The sequence below is a fragment of the Achromobacter sp. 18P8.1.1 genome (assembly GCF_057799415.1).
Genome location: NZ_JBYOKH010000016.1, coordinates 38,195 through 63,457 on the forward strand (window position 1 = coordinate 38,195; position 25,263 = coordinate 63,457).

Annotated in this window: 20 protein-coding genes; 6 read left to right on the top strand and 14 right to left on the bottom strand. The window is 66.1% G+C overall.

Annotation, left to right across the window (positions count from 1 at the left end):
* Positions 1-23 precede the first annotated feature (23 nt).
* The 4 genes from AC27VE_RS12650 to AC27VE_RS12665 all read right to left on the bottom strand — a co-directional run bounded on the left by AC27VE_RS12650 (position 24) and on the right by AC27VE_RS12665 (position 4,285).
* A complete protein-coding gene (locus AC27VE_RS12650) occupies positions 24-1,385 on the bottom strand; it encodes a sensor histidine kinase (RefSeq protein ID WP_280029785.1) in 1,362 nt (453 codons plus the stop codon).
* Complete coding sequence (locus AC27VE_RS12655) at positions 1,382-2,095, bottom strand: response regulator transcription factor (RefSeq protein WP_488704026.1); 714 nt, start codon at positions 2,093-2,095, stop codon at positions 1,382-1,384. Before AC27VE_RS12655 ends, AC27VE_RS12650 begins: the two co-directional genes overlap by 4 nt.
* A 48-nt stretch (positions 2,096-2,143) precedes the next feature.
* Positions 2,144-3,559 (bottom strand): FAD-binding oxidoreductase, encoded by a 1,416-nt coding sequence (locus AC27VE_RS12660; RefSeq protein WP_488704027.1) that lies wholly within the window; start codon positions 3,557-3,559, stop codon positions 2,144-2,146.
* A gap of 93 nt (positions 3,560-3,652) precedes the next feature.
* On the bottom strand, positions 3,653-4,285 hold the full coding sequence (locus tag AC27VE_RS12665; RefSeq protein ID WP_088590740.1) for a BPTD_3102 family carboxylase-like protein: 633 nt from the start codon (positions 4,283-4,285) through the stop codon (positions 3,653-3,655).
* Positions 4,286-4,609: 324 nt separating this feature from the next.
* Between AC27VE_RS12665 and AC27VE_RS12670 the strand changes: the two genes are divergently transcribed.
* On the top strand, positions 4,610-6,004 hold the full coding sequence (locus AC27VE_RS12670; RefSeq protein ID WP_488704028.1) for a phosphomannomutase/phosphoglucomutase: 1,395 nt from the start codon (positions 4,610-4,612) through the stop codon (positions 6,002-6,004).
* A 7-nt stretch (positions 6,005-6,011) separates the two neighbouring features.
* Entirely contained in the window at positions 6,012-7,565 is a 1,554-nt protein-coding gene (pgi, locus tag AC27VE_RS12675) for a glucose-6-phosphate isomerase (protein ID WP_488704029.1), read from the top strand.
* Between the two features lie 20 nt (positions 7,566-7,585).
* Here the strand turns inward: pgi and AC27VE_RS12680 are convergent, their stop codons facing one another.
* The 10 genes from AC27VE_RS12680 to coq7 all read right to left on the bottom strand — a co-directional run bounded on the left by AC27VE_RS12680 (position 7,586) and on the right by coq7 (position 20,433).
* Entirely contained in the window at positions 7,586-8,719 is a 1,134-nt protein-coding gene (locus tag AC27VE_RS12680) for a glycosyltransferase family 4 protein (RefSeq protein ID WP_488704030.1), read from the bottom strand.
* Positions 8,716-9,858 (bottom strand): glycosyltransferase family 4 protein, encoded by a 1,143-nt coding sequence (locus AC27VE_RS12685; RefSeq protein WP_488704057.1) that lies wholly within the window; start codon positions 9,856-9,858, stop codon positions 8,716-8,718. Before AC27VE_RS12685 ends, AC27VE_RS12680 begins: the two co-directional genes overlap by 4 nt.
* 11 nt (positions 9,859-9,869) lie before the next feature.
* On the bottom strand, positions 9,870-10,985 hold the full coding sequence (locus tag AC27VE_RS12690) for a glycosyltransferase family 4 protein (protein ID WP_427958590.1): 1,116 nt from the start codon (positions 10,983-10,985) through the stop codon (positions 9,870-9,872).
* 3 nt (positions 10,986-10,988) lie between these two features.
* Positions 10,989-12,920: an asparagine synthase (glutamine-hydrolyzing) gene (gene asnB, locus AC27VE_RS12695; RefSeq protein WP_315845761.1), complete on the bottom strand. Its 1,932-nt coding sequence runs from the start codon at positions 12,918-12,920 to the stop codon at positions 10,989-10,991.
* A 45-nt stretch (positions 12,921-12,965) separates the two neighbouring features.
* Entirely contained in the window at positions 12,966-14,108 is a 1,143-nt protein-coding gene (locus tag AC27VE_RS12700) for a glycosyltransferase family 4 protein (protein WP_488704031.1), read from the bottom strand.
* Complete coding sequence (gene murJ / locus AC27VE_RS12705; protein ID WP_280029772.1) at positions 14,109-15,458, bottom strand: murein biosynthesis integral membrane protein MurJ; 1,350 nt, start codon at positions 15,456-15,458, stop codon at positions 14,109-14,111. It abuts the gene before it with no gap.
* A 1-nt stretch (position 15,459) separates the two neighbouring features.
* Positions 15,460-16,485 (bottom strand): SDR family oxidoreductase, encoded by a 1,026-nt coding sequence (locus AC27VE_RS12710; RefSeq protein ID WP_488704032.1) that lies wholly within the window; start codon positions 16,483-16,485, stop codon positions 15,460-15,462.
* Positions 16,486-16,495: 10 nt separating this feature from the next.
* Positions 16,496-17,773, bottom strand: a complete 1,278-nt coding sequence (gene tviB / locus AC27VE_RS12715) for a Vi polysaccharide biosynthesis UDP-N-acetylglucosamine C-6 dehydrogenase TviB (protein WP_488704033.1) — start codon at positions 17,771-17,773, stop codon at positions 16,496-16,498.
* Positions 17,774-17,868: 95 nt separating this feature from the next.
* The gene (locus AC27VE_RS12720; protein WP_006226215.1) at positions 17,869-18,975 is read right to left on the bottom strand and encodes an MraY family glycosyltransferase; all 1,107 of its coding nucleotides are present in this window, start codon (positions 18,973-18,975) and stop codon (positions 17,869-17,871) included.
* Between the two features lie 780 nt (positions 18,976-19,755).
* On the bottom strand, positions 19,756-20,433 hold the full coding sequence (gene coq7, locus AC27VE_RS12725) for a 2-polyprenyl-3-methyl-6-methoxy-1,4-benzoquinone monooxygenase (RefSeq protein WP_088590731.1): 678 nt from the start codon (positions 20,431-20,433) through the stop codon (positions 19,756-19,758).
* 123 nt (positions 20,434-20,556) lie between these two features.
* Here coq7 and AC27VE_RS12730 point away from each other — a divergent pair, with 123 nt between their 5' ends.
* From AC27VE_RS12730 to AC27VE_RS12745, 4 genes are all read left to right on the top strand, one after another.
* A complete protein-coding gene (locus AC27VE_RS12730; RefSeq protein WP_006226212.1) occupies positions 20,557-21,000 on the top strand; it encodes an OsmC family protein in 444 nt (147 codons plus the stop codon).
* Positions 21,001-21,120: 120 nt separating this feature from the next.
* Positions 21,121-22,092, top strand: a complete 972-nt coding sequence (locus AC27VE_RS12735) for a thymidylate synthase (protein ID WP_488704034.1) — start codon at positions 21,121-21,123, stop codon at positions 22,090-22,092.
* A gap of 426 nt (positions 22,093-22,518) precedes the next feature.
* A complete protein-coding gene (locus AC27VE_RS12740) occupies positions 22,519-24,582 on the top strand; it encodes a putative bifunctional diguanylate cyclase/phosphodiesterase (protein WP_488704035.1) in 2,064 nt (687 codons plus the stop codon).
* Positions 24,583-24,725: 143 nt separating this feature from the next.
* On the top strand, positions 24,726-25,208 hold the full coding sequence (locus tag AC27VE_RS12745) for a dihydrofolate reductase (RefSeq protein ID WP_088590751.1): 483 nt from the start codon (positions 24,726-24,728) through the stop codon (positions 25,206-25,208).
* Positions 25,209-25,263: the final 55 nt, after the last annotated feature.

Consider the following 25,263-nt stretch of genomic DNA (forward strand, 5'->3'; position numbering starts at 1 on the left):
GTGCGCCGATAGTCGAAATTTCGTCAAATCCGGCCCTGTTCCGCGGATGCGACATCGCCGGCAGAATCGGCGACGGCGGCGTCGAACCGCAGGGAGAATCGCGTCCCCCGCAACCCCGGTTCGCGGGATGACTCGACCGTCAGCGACCAGCCTTGCATGTCGCAGACCCGCTTGGCGATCGCCAGCCCCAGGCCGCGGGCGGTTTCGTCGCGGTCGCCTGCGTTGGAATCCCGCATCCGTCCGCTGTAGTAGCGGCGGAACAGGAAGGGCAAATCGTCGGCGGCAATCCCCTTGCCGTCGTCGCTCAGCTCCAGCACGCCTGGCGCGCTGAATCGGGTCGTCAGCGTGGCCGGCGCGGCATGCTCCACCGCATTGCGCACCAGGTTGCGCAGCACGGTCAGGAGCGCATAGCGATCCAGCGTCAGGATATGGCCGGGCGGGATCTGGTTATCCAGGCGCAGCTCGGCGTGCCCGGCCTGAGCCTCGTAGCCGCGCCAGGCGTCTTCCATACACTCGGCGACGTCCACGGGCGCCGGCGGCAGCAGTTGGTCACGCGCCATCGCCCGGGCGCTCTCCAGGCACACGATCACGTCATCCACGTTATCCACAACGCGGGTCAGGCGTTGGCGTTGATCCGGCGTCAACGCCTGGGTCAGCAGCATCAACTCGCTGTCGGAACGGATCGCCGCCAGCGGCGTGCGGACCTCGTGGCTGAGGTTGCCCGCAAACTCCCGTTCACGGGCGATCGATCGGTCGACCTGGTTCTGCACCCGGTTGAACGCCTCGATCAGCCGGCCGGCCTCGTCGTCGCGGGTAACCGCCATGTCAGGCGATCCCGGCGCCCAAGTCGCCAAGCGGTCGGTCAGGTCCAGCAAGGGCCCCACGGCCACCGCCGCCACCCGCCGCGACAGCGCGTAGGCACCGATCACGCAAATGGCGCCGACCCCCAGCACGATCAGGCCGAAGTCGTGCACACGCTCTTCATTGTCGGTCGCGTCATACAGCAGGTAGACCTTGCCCCGGCCCGTTTCGGCCACCATCACGTGCCAGGTATAGGCGCCCGGCTCGATCAGGTGCAGCCCGCTGTCCAGCCCCAGCACTTCGTCGGGAATGCCGGCCGGGCGCTGGCCGTCCACACTCATCCAGGCCCGCATGGAGCCGCCCAGCTCGCGTGCCCCCTGGCGCGGCATGAACTCGTCGCTGGCGCGCGCGTGCTGGACCAGCCGGTCCATTTCCGTGTTGAGGATGTCGTTGACCAGGTCGTCTTCCATCTGGTCGAAGGTCAAATAGGCCAGCAACGCCAGCGCCGTCACGAACAGCGCGACCGTGCCCGTCAGCGCCCACACCACCCGCTGGGTCAATGTGCCGCTGGCCGCGCGTGTCATGGCGCGTCCCCGGTCGGCACCAGCCGCCAGCCGGTGCCATGCATGGTCTCGATGCCGTCGAACCCGGCATCGGTCAGGGCGCGGCGCAGCAGGTGGACCTGGCTGCGCAGCGCGTCCGAGGACGGAGGTTCGTTGCCCCACAACAGGGACTCCAGCTCTTCGCGCGCCACCACCCTGCCCGGATCGCGCATCAGCGCTTCCATGATCAGGCCGGCCTTGCGCGTCAGGTGCACGGGGGTGCCGTTGACCGATACGCTGCGACTGCGCGTGTCGTATTGCAGCGGGCCGAACTGGCGCACCGTATCCACCGTCGACCCTTTGGCGCGCTGGATCAGGGCTAGCAGGCGGGCTTCGACTTCCAGCAAGGCGAAAGGCTTGGTCAGATAGTCGTCCGCGCCGTGCGAAAAACCTGCCAGCTTGTCTTCAAGGCTGTCGCGCGCCGTCAACATCAGGACCGGCACGGACACCCGCATGTCGTTGCGCAAGGCGTGCAGCACGGCGTTGCCGTCCATGCCCGGCAGGCCGATGTCCAGGATCACCGCGTCGAAGCGTTGCTCCTTCATGCGTTCCAGCGCCGCGTGGCCGGTATAGGCCACGTCCGGCAGGAATCCGCGCGCCTCCAGGAAGGTGTACAGGTTGCCGGCGATGATGTGATCGTCTTCAACGATCAGGATCCGGTTATTCGCACCCGCCGCGGGGCTGACTGCCATGGATGAAGCTCCCTGTTGGAAGTAAGGTCGGGTCTGCGCCCGGGTGTCTCAGGTTTGCAGCACCTTGCCCGGGTTCATCAGCCCTTGCGGATCCAGCGCGCGCTTGATCCGCCGCATCAACGCCAGTTCGACGGCACTCTTGTAGCGCGGCAGTTCGTCGCGCTTGAGTTGGCCGACGCCGTGCTCGGCGCTGATGGAGCCGCTGTGCGCATGCACGCTGTCATGCACCACGCCATAGATCTCGCTTTGCAGGGCCAGCAGTTCGCTTTCGGTCTGGCCGGGCGCGTTGGCCACGTTGTAATGCAGGTTGCCGTCGCCCAGATGGCCGAAGATCACATGGCGCACGCCGGGAAAGCGCGCTTGCAGCAAGGCGTTGGTCTTGTGCACGAAGCCCGCGATGGACGAAATGGGGATGGACACGTCATGCTTGACCGACTTGCCCAGCTCGGCTTCGGCCAGCGGAATGCTCTCGCGCAGGTGCCACAGCGCCTTGCTTTGCGCGACGTTGGCGGCAATCGCGGCGTCGTTGACCAGGCCCGCATCGATGGCATCGCCCAGCACGGCCTCGAAACGGTCGCGCGCATGCGCCTCGCTTTCGCTGTCGGACAGTTCAAGCAGCGCGAACCACGGCGATTCGGCCGACGCGCCTTCAAAAGGCAGGCGCTGCTGCGGAAACAGGCGCACGACGGCTTGCAGGCAAGCGCCGCTCATGAGTTCGAAGCCGGTCAGCGCGGCGCCAAAGCCCGAACGCGCACGCGACAGCACATCCACGGCCTGGTCGATCGTGTCCAGCGTCAACAGCGCGGTACACGAGGCTACCGGCCGCGGGAACAGCTTCAGCGTGGCGGCCGTGATGATGCCCAACGTTCCCTCGCTGCCGATGTACAGGTCGCGCAAGTCATAGCCGGTGTTGTCCTTGCGCAAGCCGCGCAGGCCGTTCCAGATTTCGCCTTCGGCCGTTACCACTTCCAGGCCCAGCGTCAGGTCGCGCGTGTTGCCGTAGCGCAGCACCTGGGTGCCGCCAGCGTTGGTGGCCAGGTTGCCGCCAATCGTGCAGCTGCCTTCGGCCGCAAGGCTGAGCGGGAACAGCCGGTTGGCCGCCGCGGCGGCTTCCTGGACGGCCTGCAGGATGCAGCCCGCTTCGACCGTGACGGTGTCATTGGCGGTATCCAGGTTGCGCACGGCGGTCAGGCGTGCCGTGGACAGCACCACGGCACGGCCGGAATCGTCCGGGGTGGCGCCGCCGCACAAACCGGTATTGCCGCCTTGCGGCACGATGGGCACGCCATGATGCATGCACAGTTTCACGGCGGCGGCGACTTCCTCGGTCGAACCGGGCCGGATCACCGCCAGCGCCGTGCCGCGGTAGCGCCGGCGCCAGTCCTGCACATAAGAGTCGGCGTCCGCACCGGTCAGCACGTGGGAGAACCCCAGCAGGGACTGTAGATCGCTCAGCAAAGTCATAGGCGCCGCACAAGAAAGGCCTGGTATCGCCCAGGCGCAGGTCAAGGGATGTGCGGATATTGTAGGGGTGGAATCGCCCCGGCCGAAGCCGCCCTAGCCGACCGCCTGATCCAGCCGCGTGCCGGTCAGCCCGGAGCAGTACGCCCGGGACGCGATGCGGTTCATCAGGAAAGCGCGGTCGACGCCCGCCGGCCCCGGCATTTCGGACAGGGCGCGGTAGGCCCGACGCAAGGCCTCTCCACGCGTCGCGCCGCATACCAGCAGGCGCGTGCAAGGCAGGCGGCGGTCCACGCAGCCATCGATGCGCATTTCCAGCGCATGGGCGGCGTCGGGGTCATGGCCGGCAAAGGGCGCACCCGCGGCGTTCGGCTGCGCCTGCGCGCCCGTCACCCGGAACACGCCGCTGCGGTCATCCAGCGAAAAGGCCACGGTGCCCATCCCCTCCCAACCGCGGTCCCGGGCGACATCGGCGGCAATGAGGCGCAGCGCGGCTTCGACGGAAGCCGGCAGGTGCGGCGCCGGACATTCGGCGATCAGCACCCGGGCCTCGCGCCAGACGCAGCGTTCCCAGGCGCGGCCGGTGGCCAATTCGCCGGTTTCAGAGACGAAAACATGGATATCAAGCCGGCGCTCGCGGCCTGCGGCCGGCCCGGCGTAGTCCGTGGGGGGGCCTCGCCTGCTGCTGGCTCCCCTTGACGACATGACAGTAGAAACTTTGGCACCCATGGCCCCTCCCGGTCTTTCTGCTTGCATAGCAAGCGTATCACCTTCGGATGACGAGCAATTTCCATGCCACGCGGCGCCCTCTGGCAAAGGCGCTTTCGGCCGACTTGGCGGGCGCACCGGATCAAGGCGGGCCACGCCCGCCGTGCACCAAATCAGGGCGCTCGCCAACCCTTAAGACGCCCTACACCGCCCGCCGGATGAGGCCCACCCCGCCAATGGAGGATAATTCGAGCTTGACCCCCTAGCCAGGCGGGTTTTGATGCGCGGGTATACCATGACACCCCGTCAGAATCCGTGCTGTAACACCCCTATCAAGGAATCGTCGTGGGCAATCACAACACGCAGTTTCCCGCCTCTGTCTTCAAGGCCTATGACATTCGCGGCACCGTGCCCGACCTGATCGACGCCACGTTCGCGCGTGCGTTGGGCGGCGCCCTGGCTGCCCGCGCGCGCGCCGAGGGCGTGCAGACACTGGTCGTGGGCCGCGACGGTCGCCTGAGCAGCCCGATGCTGTCGACGGCGCTACAGGAAGGCGTGCTGGAAGGCGGCGTGGATACGCTGGATATCGGGATGGTTCCCACCCCCCTGGTCTATTTCGCCACCCACATCATGCAGTGCGGCTCGGGCGTGGCCATCACGGGCAGCCACAATCCGCCCAAGTACAACGGTTTCAAGATGATGATGGGCGGGCGCGCCCTGTACGGCGATGACGTCCAGGCCCTGAGCGCCGCGATGAACGGTCCCGCACAGGCGCCGGCCGAGCGCGCGGGCGTGCGCCGCCAATTGGATCTGGTCGCGGCCTACATCGCGCGCGTGGCGTCCGGCGTCAAACTGGCGCGCCCCATGAAGATCGCGATCGACTGCGGCAACGGCGTCGCCGGCGCGGTCGCGCCCCAATTGTTCCGGGCGCTGGGCTGCGAGGTCACGGAACTGTTCTGCGAGGTCGACGGCACCTTCCCCAATCACCACCCCGACCCCGCCGAGCCCAAGAACCTGCAGGACCTGATCAAGTGCGTCGCGGAATCCGACTGCGAACTGGGCCTGGCCTTTGACGGCGACGGCGACCGCCTGGGCGTGGTCACGAAATCCGGCCAGATCATCTGGCCTGACCGCCAACTGGTGCTCTTTGCCCGCGACGTGCTGGAACGCAACCCCGGCGCCACCATCATCTATGACGTGAAGTGCAGCCGCCATGTCGGCCTGTCCGTCGAAGCCGCGGGCGGCGTGCCACTGATGTGGAAGACCGGCCACTCGCTGGTCAAGGCAAAACTGGCCGAAACCGGCGCGCCGCTGGCTGGCGAAATGAGCGGCCACATCTTCTTCAAGGAACGCTGGTACGGCTTTGACGACGGCCTGTACACCGGCGCCCGCCTGCTGGAGATCGTGTCGCGATTCGCCGACGCCTGCGCGCCGCTCGAAGCCCTGCCGCAAGACGTGTCCACGCCCGAACTGAAGCTGGAAATGGAAGAAGGCCAGCCCTTCACCCTGGTCCAGGCGTTGCAGGACCAGGGCCAATTCCCTGATGCCCGCCGTGTGATCACCATCGACGGCGTGCGCGCGGAGTACGCCGACGGCTTCGGCCTGGCCCGCCCATCCAACACCACGCCCGTCGTCGTGCTGCGTTTTGAAGCACAGACCGCCGAAGCGCTGCAGCGCATCCAAGCCGACTTCCGCCGCGAACTGGGCAAGCTCGCACCAGAAGCCAAACTGCCTTTCTGAATCGCCTATGTCACTTCCCAACAGCCCGGTCTGGCAACAATTCACCACAGCAGCGAATACTGCGTCGCGGCGCGGCGAGCAATTGCGGCTGATCAATGCCCCGGGGCTGCGGCTGGACTTGAGCGCGCAAGCGCATTCCCCCGCCCTGCAGGAAGCCTCGGCGGCGTTGCTGGCGCAGCAGGGCTTTGACGCCGCCCGCGCCACGCTGTTCGACGGCGGCAACGCCAACTGGACCGAAGGGCGCGCCGCCTGGCATACGGCGCTGCGCGCGCCGCAACCGCCTGCGGCCGTAGCCGCGGCGGTGTCGGCAGAGCGTGAACGCCTGCGCGAATTCGTGCGCGAAGCCGACAAGGCGGACCGCTACGGCTATGTGCTGCACCTGGGCATCGGCGGCAGCGACTGGGGCCCGCGCCTGGTGACGCGCGCCCTGCGTCATGGCGGCGCCAAGCGGGAAGTCCGCTTTGCCTCCAACGTGGATTCGCACTCCGTCGCCGACGCGATGAGCCGCTTGGATCCGCACGACACGCTCGTCATCGTGGCTTCGAAATCCTTCACCACGACCGAGCCGCTGGCCAATGCGGAAGTCGCGATGAACTGGCTGCGCGAAGCCGGCGTGGCCGATCCGATCAAGCAGGTCGTGGCGATCACCGCCAACGTCGAAGCCGCGTTGAACCTGGGCATCCTGCCCGATCACATTTTCCAGATCTGGGATTGGGTCGGCGGCCGCTACTCGCTCTGGTCGGCCATCGGCCTGCCGATCGCGCTGGCGCTGGGCACGGACGCGTTCGACCAGTTGCTGGCCGGCGCGGCGGCCATGGACGAGCATTTCCGCACCGCACCGATCGCGGAGAACGCGCCAGTGCAACTGGCGTTGGCAGGCGTAGTCAACCGCAGCGTATTGGGCTATGACTCGCTGGTGATCGCGCCCTACGACTCGCGGCTTTACCACATCGTGCCGTGGGCGCAGCAGCTGGAGATGGAATCTCTGGGTAAAGTCGCCACCGCCGACGGCAGCCCCGCGGGCGTGCCGACCGGCGCCGCGATCTGGGGGATGTCAGGCACCGACTGCCAGCACACGTTCTTCCAGTGGCTGCACCAGGACACCATGGGCGCGCCCGTGGACTTCATCCTGTGCGAACAGCCCGACCACGCCTATGCGCGCCACCACGAACTGCTGATCGCCAATTGCCTGGCGCAACGTTCCGCGCTGCTGCGCGGCAAATCGTTTGACGAGGCGCTGGCGGAAACGTCGGCCACTGAAAGCGATCCGGTCCGCGCGCGCGTGCTGGCGCAGCACCGCGTGCACCCGGGCGGGCGACCGTCATCGTTGATCGTGCTGCCGCGCCTGGAGGCCTATACGCTGGGTGCGCTGCTGGCGCTCTACGAGCACAAGGTGTTCGTGCAGGGCGTGATCTGGGGCATCAACCCGTTCGACCAATGGGGCGTGGAGTTCGGCAAGGTGCTGGCCAAGAACATCATGCGCGAACTGGACTCCCCGCAATCCAGCCAACAGGATCCTTCCACCCGATTCTGGATCGACGCGATCGCGCGCCGCCACTAGCCCGGCGCGGCTGGGCGCCGTCAGGCGCTCAGCGCGTCGTATAGGGCGACGTGGATGCTGGCAACGCGTTCGATATTGAATTCGCGTTCGGCCAGCGCCCTTCCCGCAGCGCCCATCACCTGCCGCAGCGCCGGATCTTCCGCCAGACGGGCGATCGCATCCGCCAAGGCCTGCGCATCGCGCACCGGCACCAGTAACCCGGTTTCGCCGGGTTCGATCGCGTCCCGGCAACCCGGCACGTCGGTCGTCACGACCGCGCGCGCGCACGCAGCCGCTTCGATCAATGACTTGGGCAGGCCTTCCCGGTAAGACGGCAGGACGGCGATGTGAGAGGCCGCGTACAGCGCCGCCACATCCGAACGTTCGCCCAGCGCCTGGACCGCCCCGTCGCGTTGCCAGGCATCCACCTCGCTCTGCGTCGCCGACGCGGGGTTGCCGGCATCCACCCCGCCCACCAACTGCATCGTCACCGGCAAACCGCGCTGGCGCAGGATGCCTGCGGCCTGCACAAACTCCTGCACGCCCTTGTCGCGCAGCAGGCGGGCCACCATCGTGACCACGACCGGCGGCGCCGGCGGCTCGGGCAACGCGCGATAGGCATCCAGATCCACGCCCGCGCCGCGGATCATGACGACCTGCTCATCGCGCACTGCGCCCAGCGATTTGAGCAGGTCGCGGTCGTTGGCGTTCTGGAAGATCACGCGGCTGTTCGGGTGGCCCAGAGCAATCCGGTACAGCCTTGCCACCACCGAACGCACCAGCCGCATCTTCAGCGAATTGGACAGGAACACGAAGCCCAATCCTGAAATGGCCGCCACCATGCCGCGCACGCGAGCCAGGCGCGCGGCGATGCCACCGTAGAGCACGGGCTTGATGGTGACCAGGTGCACCACATCGGGCCGCACGCGGCGGAACAGGCGCACCAAAGCCAGCAAGGTTCCCAGTTCCTGCAAAGGATGCTTGCCGCTGCGCGTCATGGGGATGGCGTGGTGCGTCATGCCAAGGGCCTGGATCTCGGCCACCGCGGGGCCGTCCATCGTGGCCACATGCACGTCATAGCCGGCACGCTGCGCAGCCAGCGCCACCGGCACCCGGTGCGACATGAAGAACGCGGGGTTATTGACGACGAACATCAAGCGGCGGCCGGCGCTCATGCCTGGACTCCAGAAATACGGCGCCATACGGCGAGGTAACGTTGCACCATGCGGGCAAGATCAAAGTTTTCCAGCACGCGGGCGCGGCCGGCCTCGCCCGCCCGACCGCTGCCGCGCGCAGCCACGTCGCACAAGGCGGTCTCGATGCCGCGCGCCAGCGCCTCGGCCTGTTCAGGCGGCACCACGATGCCGGTATCGCCGACGATATAGGCGGCGTCGCCCACGTCGGTCACGACGCAATAGACGCCGCAAGCCATGGCCTCGGCGACCACGTTGGGAAACCCTTCCGCGCAGCTGGACAGCACATGCAGGTCCAGCCCGTTCATCACGGCTGGCACGTCGTCGCTGGGGCCTGCCAGGATCACGCGCTCGCGCAGGTCCAGCTTGTCGATCAGCGCGGCCAGTTCGGCGTTGTCCGGCGCCATGCCGCGCCCGACCAGCACACATCGCAACCCGGCATCGCGGCCGTCACGCACCAAGGCGGCCACGGCGCGCAGCAGGTTGGCATGGTCTTTGAGTGGGTCCCAACGGGCCACGCAACCGATCACCGGCGCATCCTCGGACAGGCCCCATTGCGCGCGAACGCGTGCCCGGGCCTGGGCGTCGGGCGCATAACGCGACAGGTCATAGCCGTTGGAGATCACCACCATCCGATCGCGCCGGTAGCCTTTTTCCGCGTGGCGTTCCGCTGCGTTCTGCGCCGCGCAGACAATGGCGCGCGGCACGCTGCCCGACAGCAGCGCGCAGGCACGCAGAACCAGGCGCGCTGAACGACTGCTGCGCTCCAGATGCGCGCCGGAATTGCGGATGCCCCAAGCGATGGCCCGCACGCCAGCCAGGCGGGCAGCCAAACCGCCGATCAGGTCGGCGTGGTACATCCAGGTCTGCACGGCGTCGGGACGCGCGCTGGCAATCAAGCGGCGCAAGGCCAGAAAGCCGCCCAGGCTGACTCGCCCCCGCTTCATGCCCAGCGCGTGCACGGCAACGCCGGCCGCACGCAGGCGCTCGCCGTAAATGCCCTCGTCGGTCAGCGACACCACACTGTGCGTCACGCCGGGTTCGGGATACGTCGCCAGGCGCAGCAGCACGGATTCCGCGCCACCCTGCCCCAGGCCCGTGATGACGTGCAGGATGCGCATTGCGGGGGTGCTCATCGCCCCTCCTGCACCGCTTCGAACAGTTCATCCCACTCCGACAGCACACTGGCCAACGCATAACGATGGCGCACCGCCGTCGCGCCGCGTTCGCCCAACTGCCGGCGCAAGGACAAGTCGCCCATCACGCGCTGCAAGGCGTCGCGCAACGCATCGCGGTCGCCTGCCGGCACCAGCAAGGCGTCCTGGCCGTCGCGCGTCATCTCGCGCGGGCCGCTGGGGCAATCGAAGGCCACGCAAGGCAGGCCCAGCGACATGGCTTCCAGGAGAACATTGGGAAAGCCCTCGACCAGCGAACTCAACACGAAGGCTTGCCCGCGCGCCAGCTCGTCCCACGGCGTTTCCGTGCGGCCCGGCAAACTGATCCGCGATTCCAGGCCCAGCCGGGCGATCTGTGCTTCCAGCGCGGCGCGCTCGGGGCCTTCGCCCCAGATCCGCAGGTTCCAATCCGGATTCGACGGCGCCAATTGCGCGAAGACATCGATCAGCAGATCGAATTGCTTGTCAGAGACCAGGCGGCCCATCGCCAACAGTTCACGCGGACCGTCGTCTTCGCGTTGCAACACGCGGGGCGCATCCAGCAAGGGCGCAGGCAAGGGATTCGGGATGACGGCCAGACGCTTGATGCCCGGCACCTGACGCGAGAACGGGCCGGCGGTGTCTTCCGCCTGCACGGTCACCATGTCGGCGCGCGGGTACAGCAGGCGGCGCAGCTTGCGCCACACCGTGCCCGTCGTCGTCTCGGCGACCGGATTCGTCCGCTCGCAGACGATGAGCGGCACGCGCAAGCCTCGCGTGGCGAGGATGGCGGCCACATTGACGTTGGTCAGGAAGGACACCACCACATCGGGTTTGGTGTCGCGGATGTGCTTGCGCAAGGCCATCAAGCGCTTGAACGCGGCCATTGCCCCCGACTCCCGTGTGCCGGCGATATCTGCCAGCCATGCGAGTTCAACCTTGTCAGATAAGGGATAAAAGCACGTGCCCTTGGACGAATAGGTGGGCGTCAAGGTGACGGCGTCCCCGCGTTCGGCCCATGCGCTAACCAGCGTGGCAGCCACCCGTTCGGCGCCGCCCGCATGCATGGAACTGACCAGCATCAATATTCTCATTCGTCAAAGACTCCCAATAGATCCCCCTTGATCCGGTCCTGCGCGATAACGGTCCAGCCAGGCCTGCATCATCAGGACGCCCCACAAATGGCTGTCCCAATTGCGATGGCCCGACGTGTGTTCACGCCACTTGCGCAGGATGGGTTCCGGTTCGAACCAGCCTTCCTGACGCAGGCGCGTGGGGTCCAGCAATGCGTCCGCCCATTCCCGCAGCGGGCCGCGCAGCCAGGCGGCCAGCGGCACGGCAAAACCGCGCTTGGGGCGGTCTACCAGGGCCTGCGGCACATGGCGATGCAACACCTGGCGCAACAGCCACTTGCCCGTGTTGCCGCGCACCTTGTACTGGTGCGGCAGACTCCAGGCGAATTCATAGACGCGGTGGTCGATCAGCGGCACCCGCGTTTCCAGGCTGACCGCCATCGCGGCGCGGTCCACCTTGACCAGGATGTCGTCCGGCAGATAAGTAATCGTATCCAGCTTCATCATGGATTCGAAGGTGGAGCCCTGCATGGTCCGCGCAAATTCCGAGACCGGTTCCACGCCGCCCTTGACCACCTTGGTGGGGTCGGCCCAGTACGACACGAAGTGGCGATAGAAATCGCCGCGCGAATCGGTGCGCAGCAGCTCGCCCAGCTTGCCGACCTTGCCGCGCCAGGCGCCGCGCCCCGGAAGATGGGTGGATGCGGAAAGCAGCGCGCCCGCGGGCTTGCGCAGCAGCGAAGGAAAGCGCTCGCATTGCTGCCACCAGTTGTTCACTCGGAAATAGCGTGAATAGCCGCCGAAGAGTTCGTCGCCGCCATCGCCGGACAGCGCGACGGTAACGTGCTGCCGCGCCATTTTCGTGACGAGCGAGGTCGGGATCTGCGACGAATCGGCAAACGGTTCGTCGTACATGTCCGCCAGCGACGGCACCACGGCCAACGCGTCCTCGGCGGTCACGTAGAGCTCGGTATGGTCCGTGCCCAGGTGCGTGGCCACGGCTTTCGCGTGCTGCGCCTCGTCATAGCCCTTTTCGTGGAAGCCGATCGCGAAGGTGCGCACGGGCTTGGCGCTCTGCGCCTGCATCAGGGCCACGATAGTGGACGAATCGATGCCGCCCGACAGGAAGGCGCCCAGGCTCACATCGGCCAGCATCTGGCCGCCGACCGCCTTGGACAACACGCCTTCCAGCGCTTCGGTGGCCTGCGCGTCAGACTCGAACGTCAGCAGCGACTTGGCTGCGGCGTCCGCGGCGTCGCGCGCCGACCAGTACACGCGCGGCTCCGGCATGCGGCGGCTGCGGGTGTCGTCAGCGGTGAATTCGACCCAGGTCCCCGGCGGCAGCTTGGCGATGCCCTGGTAGATGGACTGGGGCGCCGGAATGTAGTTGTGCCGCATGAACGAAGCCAACGCATTGCGGTTCAGGTCGCGGCCAAAGCCCGGAATGGGCATGAGGCCCTTCAACTCGGAAGCGAACACCAGTTCGGCGCCGGAGTAGCCGTAGTACAGCGGCTTTTCGCCCATGCGGTCGCGCGCCAGCATCAGCTTGCGCGACGCGCGATCCCACAGCGCGATCGCGAACATGCCGACTGCGGCCTGCAAGGTCGCCTCGATGCCCAGCGCGGTGAAGCCCGCCAGCAGAGTTTCGGTGTCGGAATGCCCGCGCCAGGACGGCGCAAGCGCGGATTGCTCCAGCTGCTTGCGGATGTCCAGGTGGTTGTAGATCTCGCCGTTGAACACCATCACATAGCGGCCGCAGGCGGACGTCATGGGCTGGTGGCCGGCTTCGGTCAAGTCCAGGATCGCCAGGCGGACGTGCGCCAGGGCCAGTTCAGCCTCGGGGTCTTCCCAGAAACCGTTGCTGTCCGGCCCGCGGTGGCGGATACGGCGGCAGCTTTCGGCCAGCACGCGCTCCTTGTTTCCGACAGGGCCCCAAATTCCGACTATTCCACACATGATGAAGTTCTCGTGGTCACCGTAGCAACGGCGTGCCGCGCGGGCCTAACGGCCCGGTCCGCGCACGCCGTCAAAAAGTTCTTGCCATTGTTGCAGCACGCGCGTGGCCGAAAACCGGTCGCGCACGTCAGTCGCCGCCTGCGCCATGCGCTGGCGTGCGGCGTCATTGCCCATCACGTCGGCCAGCGCCTTGCAGAGCGCAGGCACGTCGCCATTGGGGCGGACCAGCACGCCGTCGATACCTTCGCGCACGATCTCGCGCGGGCCGGTATCGCAATCGAACGACACGGCGGCCAAGCCGCTGGCCATCGATTCAAGCAAGGTGTTGGACAGCCCTTCAAAGCGCGACGTCAGCACGTAGAGATCGGCACTGTCGTACCAATCGCCCACGTTGCCGGCGCGCCCGGGCATCGAAATGCGCGACGCCAGCCCGGCTTTGGCGACCTGCGCTTCGAGGGCGGCGCGCTCATCGCCTTCGCCCAGAATAACCAGATCCCAGTCCGGATGCGACGGCGCCAGCGTGGCGAACGCCTGGATCAGCAGGTCGAACCCCTTGTCCGCATGCAGCCGGCCGACCGCCAGCAAGCGCTTGCGGCCGTCGCCCGACACCGGGGTAAGCAACGGCTCGGCGCGCGGCAAAGGCCAGTGCACGGGGTTGGGGATGACTGCCAGCAGGGAGCCAGGCACGTGCTGTTCGATCCAGTCGGCGGTGCCGCGCGTCAATGCGACGACACGCGCGGCGCGCGGATAGGTCAACCGGCGCAAGCGCAGCCACAGGCCCGACAGGGTCTGCGACGGTGGATGCGTATGTTCGGTCGCGATCACGCGGCAACCCAGGCCGGAACTCGCCAGCACGGACAGCACGGACGCCGTGGTCATCATGCCCAGCACGATATCGGGGCGGAACGCCTTGATCACCCGACGCAACGCGCGCACGCGCTGCACATTGCTCCAGATGCCGCGCAAGCCCCCGCCCTCACCTGCAGTGTGCAGGACTTCGCGGCGAACGTTCGGGTGCAGGGCATAGACATCGCCGTCGGCGCTGGCCTGGGTCACCACCATCACCTCGCGCCCCATCTGCGCCCAATGGGCGCTCAGGTCGGCGGCAACGCGTTCAGCGCCGCCCCCATGCAACGAGTGGATGAACAGCAGGACGCGCAATGCACGGCCGGATTCGGCTTGGGACATTCAATCGGCCTCCTTGGGTTCGGCCTTGCGCATCGCCACCACCAGGTAGCAAGCGAAGGACAGCACATACATGAGGCTGGTTGCCAGCATGATGCCGGCCGCGCCCATCTTGGGCGCCAGCACGGTGTTCAACGCGGCTTTCAGCGCAAAATTGGCTACCGCGATGGCGGCCATGATGCGATAGCGGTTCTGGCTGGCCAGCAGTTGCACCAGGATCAGCACGCCGAAGTAGAACGGCAATTGCAGCAGGCCCCAGCGCAGCACGTGCGCGACGGCTTCGGTATTTTCCGCGGTAAAGGCACCGCGCTGGAACAGCACCGACACGCCCCAGGGTGCCAGCACCCAGCCGATCGCGACCGCCACGGCGCCCGCCCCCACCATCAGCACCGACCATTTCAGCGCCATGCTGCGTGCGCGGGCGGTATCGCCCCGGGCCTGCACGTCGGCCAGCACCGGCAGCGCGGCGCGGCCCACCGACACGGCGCCGATGCCCAGCAAGAGGGACAGCAGCCGGCTGGCGTAGCCCAGCGTCGCGTTCGCATTGGCGCCCAGGTTGGCGGCGGCGTATTGGTCCAGCGGGCCGACGAAGCTCATCGCCACCTGACCGATCAGCATCACGCCGGCGGCGCCCATCAATTCGGGCCAGTGCGGTGAACGCAGTGTCAGGCGCGGCGCGCCCCAGAACCCGCCATCCGCCCGCGCCGCCAGCCAGGCCAGCCAGACGGTCTGGATGGCATAGCCCACCAAGGTGCCCCACAGCAGCGGCCCGACGCCATCGGCGCTGACGGCCAGCATCACCCAGGCCAGCGTCGCCACGGCGGGCACGCTATCGAGCAACGTATTGACGTGGCGTTCATGCGCGCGCAGCCGCGCGGCGCTGATGCCGGCGATCAGCAGCAGCGCCGAAACCGGCGCAAAAGCGATGAGCAGGTCGCCCGTCATGCCGCGCACGCGTTCGGGCAATCCCTTGCCCAGCGCGTCCACCACATACGGCCAGGCGAACCAGGTGGCGATGGCCAGCGCAATGCCGGCCGCAGCCACCCAGCCCTGAAGTTCTTTGATGAATTGGTCGCGCTCGGCGTCTTCTGCGCGGCGCAGCCGCACCAGGACGGGAATCAAGACCACCGACAGCACGCCCACGATCGTGACCGGCAGCCAGGTGGCCATGGTCATCGTGAATTGGTAGGCGTCTACGGCGTCGCTGACGCCGTACCGGTAGGCCACCGCCATCTCTTTGATGGCGCCGGCAGCCTTGCCCAGCAGCAGGAACACGGCCACCCGGAACGCGCCTTTGAAGATGCGCTGATGGTCCGGGTGGATGTTGCCGAGTTTGCGGATGAGTGCTTTCAAATCAACGCAGGAATTGCGTGTACCAGGGCATGGCCACTTCCAGGCCTTGCAGCACAGTGTGCGAAGGCGCGTAGCCCAGCAGGCGGCCGGCCTTGCTGACGTCGGCCTGCGAGTGGCGCACGTCGCCGGCGCGGAAGTCGGCATACACCGGCTTCTTGCCGTAGTTCACGTTCTGGTTGCCCAGCGCCTTGACCAGGAAGCCGAACAGGTCGTTCAGCGTGCTGCGGCCACTGACGGCCACGTTGTAGACTTGGTTGCGTCCTTCCGCCGGCGCCATCGCGGCCAGCAGGTTGGCCTGCACCGCGTTGTCCACGAAGCAGAAGTCGCGGCTGGTCTCGCCGTCGCCGTTGATGGTGACGTCGTCGCCCTTGATCATCGCGGCGGTCCACTTCGGGATCACGGCGGCGTAGGCGCCGTCCGGATCCTGGCGCTTGCCGAACACGTTGAAGTAGCGCAGGCCGACAGTCTCGAAACCGTAGGAACGGGCAAACACGTCCGCGTACAGCTCGTTCACGTACTTGGTCACCGCGTAGGGCGACAAGGGCTTGCCGATGTTCTCTTCGACCTTCGGCAAGGCCGGATGGTCGCCGTACGTGGAACTGGACGCCGCATAGACGAACGACTTCACTTGCGCATCGCGGGCGGCGACCAGCATGTTCAGGAAGCCGCCGATGTTCACCTCGTTGGTGGTGATCGGATCTTTCAGCGAACGCGGCACGGAGCCCAGCGCGGCTTGATGCAGCACGAAGTCCACGCCGTCAACGGCGCGGCGGCAAGCATCCAGGTCGCGGATATCGCCTTCCACGAAGGTAAAGCGCGCCCATTGCTCGGCCGAAACCGAAGCGCGCACTTCATCCAGGTTGCGCTGGTGACCGGTTGCGAAGTTGTCCAGGCCGGTGACGGTCTGATTCAGCTTCAGCAGGGTTTCCAGCAGGTTCGACCCGATGAAGCCGGCGCAGCCGGTCACCAGCCACTTGCGCGGCGCGGCGGTCAATTCCTGCTTGATGGTCTCAAAGCGTGTTGCCATGGCTGAATCCTTACAGGCGCAGATCGGATTCGGCGGGCGACAGCACGTACTTCAAGTCGTACAGCACGTGTTGCTCCTTGCCCAGCTTGCGGATGCCTTCGGCGCCCAAGGCCTTGAACTGGTTGTGCGCCACCGCCAGGATCACGGCGTCGTACTTGCCCTCTTCCAGCTTGGCGACCGGCGTCAGGCCGTACTCGTGCACGGCTTCCTCGGCGTCGACCCACGGGTCGTAGACGTCGACGTCTACGTTGTAGTCGCGCAGTTCATGCACGATGTCCACGATGCGCGTATTGCGCAGGTCGGGGCAGTTTTCCTTGAAGGCCAGGCCCATGACGAGCACGCGCGCGCCTTGCACATGGATGCGCTGCTTGGTCATCGCCTTGACCAGTTGCGACACCACGTACCCGCCCATCGAGTCGTTCAGGCGGCGGCCCGCCAGGATGATCTCGGGGTGGTAGCCGATCGATTGCGCCTTGTGCGTCAGGTAGTACGGGTCCACGCCGATGCAATGGCCGCCCACCAGGCCCGGACGGAACGGCAGGAAGTTCCACTTGGTGCCGGCGGCTTGCAGCACGGCCTCGGTGTCGATGCCCATCTTGTTGAAGATCAGGGCCAGTTCGTTGATCAGCGCGATGTTCACGTCGCGCTGCGTGTTTTCGATCACCTTGGCGGCTTCCGCCACGCGGATGCTGGACGCCTTGTGCGTGCCGGCGGTGATAATCTGCTTGTACAGCTGATCGACCAATTCGGCGACTTCAGGGGTGGAACCCGAAGTGACCTTCTTGATGGTGCTGACACGGTGTTCCTTGTCGCCCGGGTTGATGCGCTCGGGGCTGTAGCCCGCATAGAAGTCCACATTGAACTTCAAGCCGGACACGCGCTCCAGCACCGGCACGCAATCTTCTTCCGTGGCGCCCGGATAGACCGTGGATTCATAAATGACGATGTCGCCACGCTTGAGCACGGCGCCGATGGTCTCGCTGGCCTTGACCAGCGGAGTCAGGTCGGGCTGCTTGTATTCGTCGATGGGGGTCGGCACGGTCACGATGAACACGTTGGCCTGGCCCAGCTCGGCGCGGTCGGCGGTGTAGGTCAATTGAGCGGCTTCGGCCAGCTCTGCATCGCTCACTTCCAGCGTGTGGTCGTGGCCGGCCTTCAGTGCGTCGATGCGGCGCGTATTGATATCGAACCCGATGACCGAGCGCTTCTTGCCGAACTCCACCGCCAGGGGCAGACCGACGTAGCCCAGGCCGACGACAGCAAGTTTCACATCCTGAATTCGCAACATAACTCTCCCTTCACCGTAGAACGATTACGGCATTTTAAATATGGTCGGGTGATAGATAACCGAGCCCCCGGCGGCAATCGCCGGGGCACTCAAAACTAATCCGTAGTCTTCAAAACAGATGGCAGCAGCAGCCACCCCGGGCGACGCCAGGACACCAGCCGCGCATACAGCCAGATATAGACGCTGGCGAACACCACGAGGCTGGCGCTGAGCGCCCACGCGTTGTCCCACCAGATCGTGGCCGGCACCAGGCCGATCAGCGCCAGCACCCACATGTAGGGCGACGCCATCGCATTGCACAGCGCCGGCACTGCATGACGCCGGCCCCGGCTGAACGTCACGCGAACCAAGCGGCGGAACACCAGCTGGTGCAGGTGCAAGGCATCCGGCTGGTCGACCGGCACGCCGCGCTTGAAGCGTCGGCGCCAGATCGAGAAACCGGTTTCGAATACGGGGTAGAACAGCACGGCCAGCGCGTAGAACGGCGACACCGACGGATTGCGCACGACCAGCAGCACCGCCAGTTCGGCCAGCATGAAGCCCAGGAAATAGGCCCCGCCGTCGCCCAGGAACACGCGCCCGAACGGGAAGTTCCAGACCAGGAAGCCCAAGGTCGCCGACGCCAAGGCGGCCGAAATCAGGAAGATCGGTACGTCGCCCACTTGCATCGCCACCAGGCTGATCGACACCGACATCAGCGTGGCAACCATGCCGGCCAGGCCGTTCATGCCGTCCACGATGTTCAGCGCATGCGTACAGCCGCCCACCGCAATCATGGTGAACAAGAGCGACACGGGCCAGAACGACAGCACGTAGTCCACGGGCGCCATGCCGACGCGGCTGACGCCGCCCAGCAGCCACCAGGCGATCGCCGCCGATAGGAAAGCCGCCAGCAGACGCTTGCTGGCGCCGATATCTTTAGTGATGTCTTCCAGCAGGCCAGCCACGAACACCGGCAGCGCGGCGACAAACAGCGCGGGCCACAGCCACGTCAGCGTCATGTTGGCGGGCCCCAGCACCAGCAGGCCCAGCAACGTGCCGGCAAGCACGGCCAAGCCGCCGACACGGGGGGTCGCGCGGGAATGGTTCGCTTGCGGCTTGTTTAGATCGCTGTCGCCGGTAAAGCGGCCATGCCAGCGCTCCGACCACACGATGAGCCCGCCCACCATGAACGCGACCACGCAGATATACAGCCAGGTCACAGAATCACCTCTGGTTGGTCTATCGAGACAGGCCCGCCATTATGGGAGGCAGGTGTAACGCCCATATATGGCAGGGATAAGGAAGTGCAATTCAGGGGCACGAAACGTAACACCCGGGGCAGGGCCGTTCGTCCGCCGCCAGGCCGCTGGATGGAGGGGGCTGATGCAACAAAACCGCGGACGCGCGGAGATACGGATTTCATGCGCTGATTGTAGAGCTTTCCGCTGGGGAACACGCGAAATATCCCAGGGAAAACGCGGATGCCGCCATAGGGAGGATATGCCGTCGCGTGGCCAGGCCGGGCGAACCGCGCCAAAAAATAGGGACGCATTGAATCGGCGTAAAAAAAAGCCCGAGATCGTAAGATCTCGGGCTAAATCCACCAAAGGAGGAGGGTGGAGGAGACAACCGTGGCATGCTGGGAGCTGGCTTTCTGCTCGCTACGCGTTCGGGGTTTTGCACCGCGCCGACTGCGTTTCAACATCCGATGAGTGAATAGTACCGAGGTTTTTTGTGCGATGCAAGAATTTTTTTAATCTCTTTTGAAGCCCGGATTTCGCGTTGCGTTTTCGCCGCAAAATTCCCTTGCGCCCCCTGGAGACCCGCATCAACACATGACTTGGCCAAAAAAAGGGTTTTCGCCGAACGGGTAAACCCATTGCGGACTAACCCTAGACGATACCGGGTAATCCCACCCTGTCTTTTGCACCTTAATGGTGCGTTCTGCACCAGCATGCGGCCGAAATTGCGCACTGCAACATTTCAGCCGCTAGCGGTTCTCAGACCCAATAAGCCGTCGTCGTCATGACCTTGGACATTGCCCGCATCGCCGCTTTTACCGGGCCAGGAAGGGGTACGCCCCCTGCCCGCTCGGCGCTGGCGCGATGCTCGGCTTCGTCGTCCTTCATCTTGCGGACAATCTCGCGCGAGCGTTCATCCTGCACCGGCAAGGTGCGTAGATGCTCTTCCAGATGCGCCTCCACCTGCCGCTCGGTCTCGGCCATGAAACCCAGGTTGCGTGGCACTCCCGCATAACTGGCCAGCACGCCCAATGCGAACGATCCGGCGTACCAGACCGGGTTCAAGAGGCTGGGCCGGCTGCCCAGTTCGGTCAGGCGCTCATTGCACCAGACCAGGTGATCGACTTCTTCTGAAGCCGCATTCAGCAGCAGCGCGCGGGGCGCGGGTTCGCGGCAGACCGAAGCCTGCCCCCGGTACAACGCCTGCGCGCAGACCTCGCCCACATGGTTCACGCGCATCAGGCCCGCCGCGTGCCGTTTTTCCTGCGCGGACATCGCATTTGGCGCCTCTTCGGACTTGGCCGGATAGGGACGGCCGGCGGTCGCGCTGTTGGACAGCACTCGCAATGCGCGGTCCGCTTCGGCCAGCAACGCATCCAGCGGACTGGTGCGGCGCAGGAAGGAAAGGGGGCCGGATTGTGACAGGGCGGTGGACATGGACAACTCCTTGGCAAAACTAGCGCACACACCCCTGATGCGGGGCGGGGCTCTCGTGCCTGGAATTGTACGCAACAGGTATCATCAACCATTGACTGCGCTCAAAGCTCAAGGACACACGACATGGAATGCACGATCGACTGGGGCGGCCCCAACGGCATGCTCTTTACCGCCAGCACCGGCAGTGGCCACGTGGCCGTGATGGACGGCGCCGTGGACGGCGGCGGCCACAATCTGGCGCCGCGCCCGATGGAAATGCTGCTGGCCGGCACGGGTGGCTGCACCGCGTATGACGTGGTGCTGATTCTGAAGCGCGGCCGCCATGCGGTCACCGGTTGCAGCGTCAAGCTCCATGCCGACCGCGCGGATGCCGACCCGAAGGTCTTCACCCGCATCCATTTCGCCTTCACGGTCACAGGTCGCAACCTGCCGCAAGCCGCGGTGGAGCGCGCCGTGCAGCTATCGCACGAAAAGTACTGCTCAGCCTCGGCCATGCTGGAGAAGACCGCGGCGCTGACGTTTTCGGTCGAAATCGTCGACACGCAGGAAGCGCCGGCCGCCGCCTGAGGCACGCCCGCGTGGTGTAATTCGCCCTATCCCTTCTTCCCTATCTAGATCAAGCGCCGCCGCGTCGCACGCGGCGGCCAATTTGCGTCACCCGCGGGGCGGGCGAACACAAGGACCGCCATGAAACAATACCTGGACCTCGTTCAATCCATCCTGGACACCGGCGCGTGGCAGGAGAACCGGACGGGCATACGCACACTCAGCATGCCGGGCGCGTCGTTGCGGTTCGACCTGCAAAAGGGCTTTCCCGCCGTCACCACCAAGAAGCTGGCGTTCAAGTCCGCCATCGGCGAGATGGTGGGTTTCATGCGCGCCTCGCGCAGCGCCGCGGAGTTCCGCGAACTGGGCTGCAAGGTCTGGGACCAGAACGCCAACGAAAACAGCCAGTGGCTGGCCAACCCGTACCGCGAAGGCCCGGACGACCTGGGCCCCGTCTATGGCGTTCAATGGCGCCAGTGGCCGGCCTACAAGGTGCTGGACGCCAACCGCACCGCGCAGGTCGAAGACGCGCTGGCCCGTGGTTACGCCAAGGTGGCCGATCTGGAAGAAGGCGGCGTGCCGAAGGTGCTGCTGTACAAGGCGGTGGACCAATTGCGCCAATGCCTGGACACCATCCACGAGCGCCCGGGCGATCGCCGCATCCTGTTCCACGGCTGGAACTGGGCTCAGATCGAAGAAATGGCCCTGCCGCCCTGCCATCTGCTCTACCAGTTCCTGCCCAACGCGACCACCCGCGAAATCTCGCTCTGCCTGTATATCCGTTCCAACGACGTCGGCCTGGGCACGCCCTTCAATCTGACGGAAGGCGCCGCGCTGCTGCACCTGGTGGGACGCCTGACCGGCTACACCCCGCGCTGGTTCACGTATTTCATCGGCGACGCGCATATCTACGAAAACCACCTGCCGATGCTGCGTGAGCAACTCGCCCGCGAGCCCTACGAATCGCCCAAGCTGATCCTGTCCGACCGCATCCCCGATTTCGCCGTGACGGGTCGCTACGAACCTGAATGGCTGGAAAAGGTGAAACCGGGCGATTTCTCGCTGTCCGGCTACACCCACCACGCGCCGCTCACCGCGCCCATGGCCGTGTAAGATCGCGCCCGGAACGCCGACTCCGGCGGCCCAGAAAGCACGCGGGCAGCCGCCGTGGGCGCTTGCCCTCGGGCTGGCAAACCGCGCTTGGCAGCATAAGTGAAGATTGGTGAGCTTCTGGAAGCGCGATTTCGGTATAACCCATCCCTTAGCCTCGGACGCGCGTCCAGAATGCGGTGCGCGCCACGGCTTCCGACCGGCGCTTGCCGCGCCGCGCGTATCGCTTGCCGCGAGATTGCGCAGCCCACCCGGCAGCGCCGACCGCAGGCAGCGCCCTCCGCATCCCCCTTCCCTACAAGAGAGTATGTAAATCGCCAGCGTCGACAGCCGGAATTGTCTTGCGACCCAATTGCAACTGTTGACTACTAATTGATTTGATTTGAGGCCGGCGCGATCGCAGTAAGCGCTCAGGACAGGACCCCACAAATGCTCGTTGGAACTTATAACCCTTCGCTCGTCCTCGTATCCCTAGGGGTCGCCATCCTGGCGTCATATACGGCGTTGGGCATGGCCAATCGCGTACGGGCCTCGAACGGGCTGCCAGCCGCGCGCTACTGGCTGGCGGGCGGCGCGCTCGCCATGGGCATCGGCATCTGGTCCATGCACTTCGTCGGCATGCTGGCCTTCAACCTGCCCATTCCCATGGGCTACGACCTGCCCCTGACCGTCCTGTCGCTGGGCATCGCCATCGGCTGCTCGGCATTCGCCCTGTGGATCGTGTGCAAGGACGAGCTGCCCTGGCGCAGGCTGATTGCCGGCGCCCTGCTGATGGGCGCAGGCATCGCCGCCATGCACTATCTGGGCATGGCCGCGATGCGCATGGCGCCCGGCATCGTCTACGACACCAAATGGTTTGCGCTATCCATCGTGATCGCCGTGGCCGCCTCCGGCGCCGCGCTATGGATCACCTATCGGTTGCGCCACGACGGGCCGCGCGTGGCCCTGTCCCGGCCGCTGGCGTCGGTCGTCATGGGCATCGCCATCGTCGGCATGCACTATTCCGGCATGGAAGCCGCGGGGTTTCCGGCAGGCAGCATCTGCATGGCCGCCGACGGCGGCATCTCGGCCGGCTGGCTGGCCATCGCGGTGACGGCGGTCACGCTCAGCGTGCTGGCCATCGCCCTGGTGGTCGCCGTGCTGGACAACCGGCTTGAGGCGCGCACGTCCGCGCTGGCCTCATCGCTGGCCGAGGCCAACGAAGAGCTGGTGCAGCTGGCGCTGCACGACACGCTCACCAAATTGCCCAACCGCATCCTGCTGGAAGACCGGATGGAGCAGGCCATCGAAAGCGCCAGCCGCCGCAAGGGCTACTTCGCCGTGCTGTTCTTCGACCTGGACGGCTTCAAGGCGGTCAACGACGCCTACGGCCACCACACCGGCGACGCCTTGCTGATCGATCTGGCCCAGCGCATCCGGCAGACCCTGCGCACGCAGGACACGGTGGCGCGCCTGGGCGGCGACGAATTCATCGTGCTGAGCGAAGTGATCGAACCGACCGATGCCGCCAACGTGGCGGACCGGCTGATCGAAGCGATCGCCCGCCCCGTCATGGTCTACGGGCACGAGGTGCTGGTGACGTCCAGCGTGGGCATCGCGATCTACCCGAACGATGGCGAAGACACCCACAGCCTGCTGACCAACGCCGACGCCGCCATGTACCATGCCAAGCGCCTGGGCGGCACCGGCTACAGCTTCTTCGAGCCGTCCATGAACGCGGACGCGCACGAACAGATCGAACTGCTGCATGACCTGCGCCTGGCGCAGGAGCGCGACCAGTTTGTGCTGCACTACCAGCCTAAATATGAAGCGCCCGCAGGCCCCATCATGGGCGCCGAAGCGCTGCTGCGCTGGAACCACCCGACACGCGGCCTGGTCGGTCCGGACCAGTTCATCCCCATCGCCGAAAAGACCGGCCTGATCCTGTCCATTGGGGAATGGGTCATCAACGAGGCCTGCCGCCAGATGCGGGAATGGATCAACGCCGGCCAAGGCCACTGGACCATCGCCGTCAACATTTCGGCCTTGCAGTTCGCGCACGCCAGCCTGGTCGAAACCGTGCGTGCGGCGCTGACGCGGCACGACGTGCCGCCCGCGTGCCTGACGCTGGAAGTGACGGAATCCACCGCCATGCGCGACGCCGAGGCCAGCCTGGCCGTGCTCAAGCGCCTGTCCGGGCTGGGCGTGACCATCTCCATCGACGACTTCGGCACCGGCTATTCCAGCCTGCTGTATCTGAAGCGCCTGCCCGCGACCGAGTTGAAGATCGACCGGGGCTTTGTGAACCAGCTGGAAAACGACAACGAAGACGCCGCCATTGTGTCGGCCATCGTCGCGCTGGCGCAGCAGCTGAACCTGCGAATCGTCGCCGAAGGCGTCGAAACGGCAGCCCAGCAGAAATTTCTGACCGGCCTGGGCTGCGATTCCTTGCAGGGCTTCCTGCTGGGCCGCCCGATGCCCGCGACGGAGTTCCTGGAACACGCGGCCGGCTAGGTGCGACCGGCTAGGTGCGGCCGGTTGGGTGCGGTCGGCTAGGTGCGGCCGGCCAGGCGCGGCCGGCTGGCCCCAGCGGAATTTGCTACGCTTACGCCGTCTGATCGGCCGACTCCCGGCCGTCCCCACCATTGCCCGCCCGCATGCCCGCCAGCCTTACCCTGATCGTTGCTTATTCCGACAACCGCGTCATCGGACGCGACAACACCCTGCCCTGGAAGCTGCCGGGAGATCTGGCGCACTTCAAACGCAGCACGCTGGGCCATCCCATCATCATGGGCCGCAAGACCTGGGATTCGCTGGGCCGTCCGCTGCCCGGCCGCGCCAACATCGTGATCAGCCGCAATCCCGATTTCGCCGCCCCCGGGGCCACCGTCGTGCCCACGCTGGAAGCCGCTATCGCCGCCTGCGGCGAGGTGGAACAGGCTTTCGTGATCGGAGGCGCTCAGATCTACGCGCAGGCGCTGCCGCAGGCGCAACGCGTGCTGGCCACCGAAGTCCACGCCCAGGTCGACGGCGACGCCTTCTTCCCGCTGCTGCCCGCCTTCCAATGGAAGGAAACCGCGCGCGAAACCCAGCCCGCCGAAAACGGCTACGAGTACGACTTCGTTACCTACGAACGCTGAATTTTTGCAAAGCGCTGCGGACGCGTGACGGGTTGCGTGCGTTGAGTGTCGCGGT

What these genes read in the sequence shown, in the direction of transcription:
- AC27VE_RS12650 (WP_280029785.1), bottom strand. Translation starts at nt 1,385, where the DNA reads ATGACACGCGCGGCCAGCGGCACATTGACCCAGCGGGTGGTGTGGGCG.
- AC27VE_RS12655 (WP_488704026.1), bottom strand. Translation starts at nt 2,095, where the DNA reads ATGGCAGTCAGCCCCGCGGCGGGTGCGAATAACCGGATCCTGATCGTT.
- AC27VE_RS12660 (WP_488704027.1), bottom strand. Translation starts at nt 3,559, where the DNA reads ATGACTTTGCTGAGCGATCTACAGTCCCTGCTGGGGTTCTCCCACGTG.
- AC27VE_RS12665 (WP_088590740.1), bottom strand. Translation starts at nt 4,285, where the DNA reads ATGGGTGCCAAAGTTTCTACTGTCATGTCGTCAAGGGGAGCCAGCAGC.
- pgi (WP_488704029.1), top strand. Translation starts at nt 6,012, where the DNA reads ATGTCACTTCCCAACAGCCCGGTCTGGCAACAATTCACCACAGCAGCG.
- AC27VE_RS12680 (WP_488704030.1), bottom strand. Translation starts at nt 8,719, where the DNA reads ATGAGCGCCGGCCGCCGCTTGATGTTCGTCGTCAATAACCCCGCGTTC.
- AC27VE_RS12685 (WP_488704057.1), bottom strand. Translation starts at nt 9,858, where the DNA reads ATGCGCATCCTGCACGTCATCACGGGCCTGGGGCAGGGTGGCGCGGAA.
- AC27VE_RS12690 (WP_427958590.1), bottom strand. Translation starts at nt 10,985, where the DNA reads ATGAGAATATTGATGCTGGTCAGTTCCATGCATGCGGGCGGCGCCGAA.
- asnB (WP_315845761.1), bottom strand. Translation starts at nt 12,920, where the DNA reads ATGTGTGGAATAGTCGGAATTTGGGGCCCTGTCGGAAACAAGGAGCGC.
- AC27VE_RS12700 (WP_488704031.1), bottom strand. Translation starts at nt 14,108, where the DNA reads ATGTCCCAAGCCGAATCCGGCCGTGCATTGCGCGTCCTGCTGTTCATC.
- AC27VE_RS12710 (WP_488704032.1), bottom strand. Translation starts at nt 16,485, where the DNA reads ATGGCAACACGCTTTGAGACCATCAAGCAGGAATTGACCGCCGCGCCG.
- tviB (WP_488704033.1), bottom strand. Translation starts at nt 17,773, where the DNA reads ATGTTGCGAATTCAGGATGTGAAACTTGCTGTCGTCGGCCTGGGCTAC.
- coq7 (WP_088590731.1), bottom strand. Translation starts at nt 20,433, where the DNA reads ATGTCCACCGCCCTGTCACAATCCGGCCCCCTTTCCTTCCTGCGCCGC.
- AC27VE_RS12730 (WP_006226212.1), top strand. Translation starts at nt 20,557, where the DNA reads ATGGAATGCACGATCGACTGGGGCGGCCCCAACGGCATGCTCTTTACC.
- AC27VE_RS12735 (WP_488704034.1), top strand. Translation starts at nt 21,121, where the DNA reads ATGAAACAATACCTGGACCTCGTTCAATCCATCCTGGACACCGGCGCG.
- AC27VE_RS12740 (WP_488704035.1), top strand. Translation starts at nt 22,519, where the DNA reads ATGCTCGTTGGAACTTATAACCCTTCGCTCGTCCTCGTATCCCTAGGG.
- AC27VE_RS12745 (WP_088590751.1), top strand. Translation starts at nt 24,726, where the DNA reads ATGCCCGCCAGCCTTACCCTGATCGTTGCTTATTCCGACAACCGCGTC.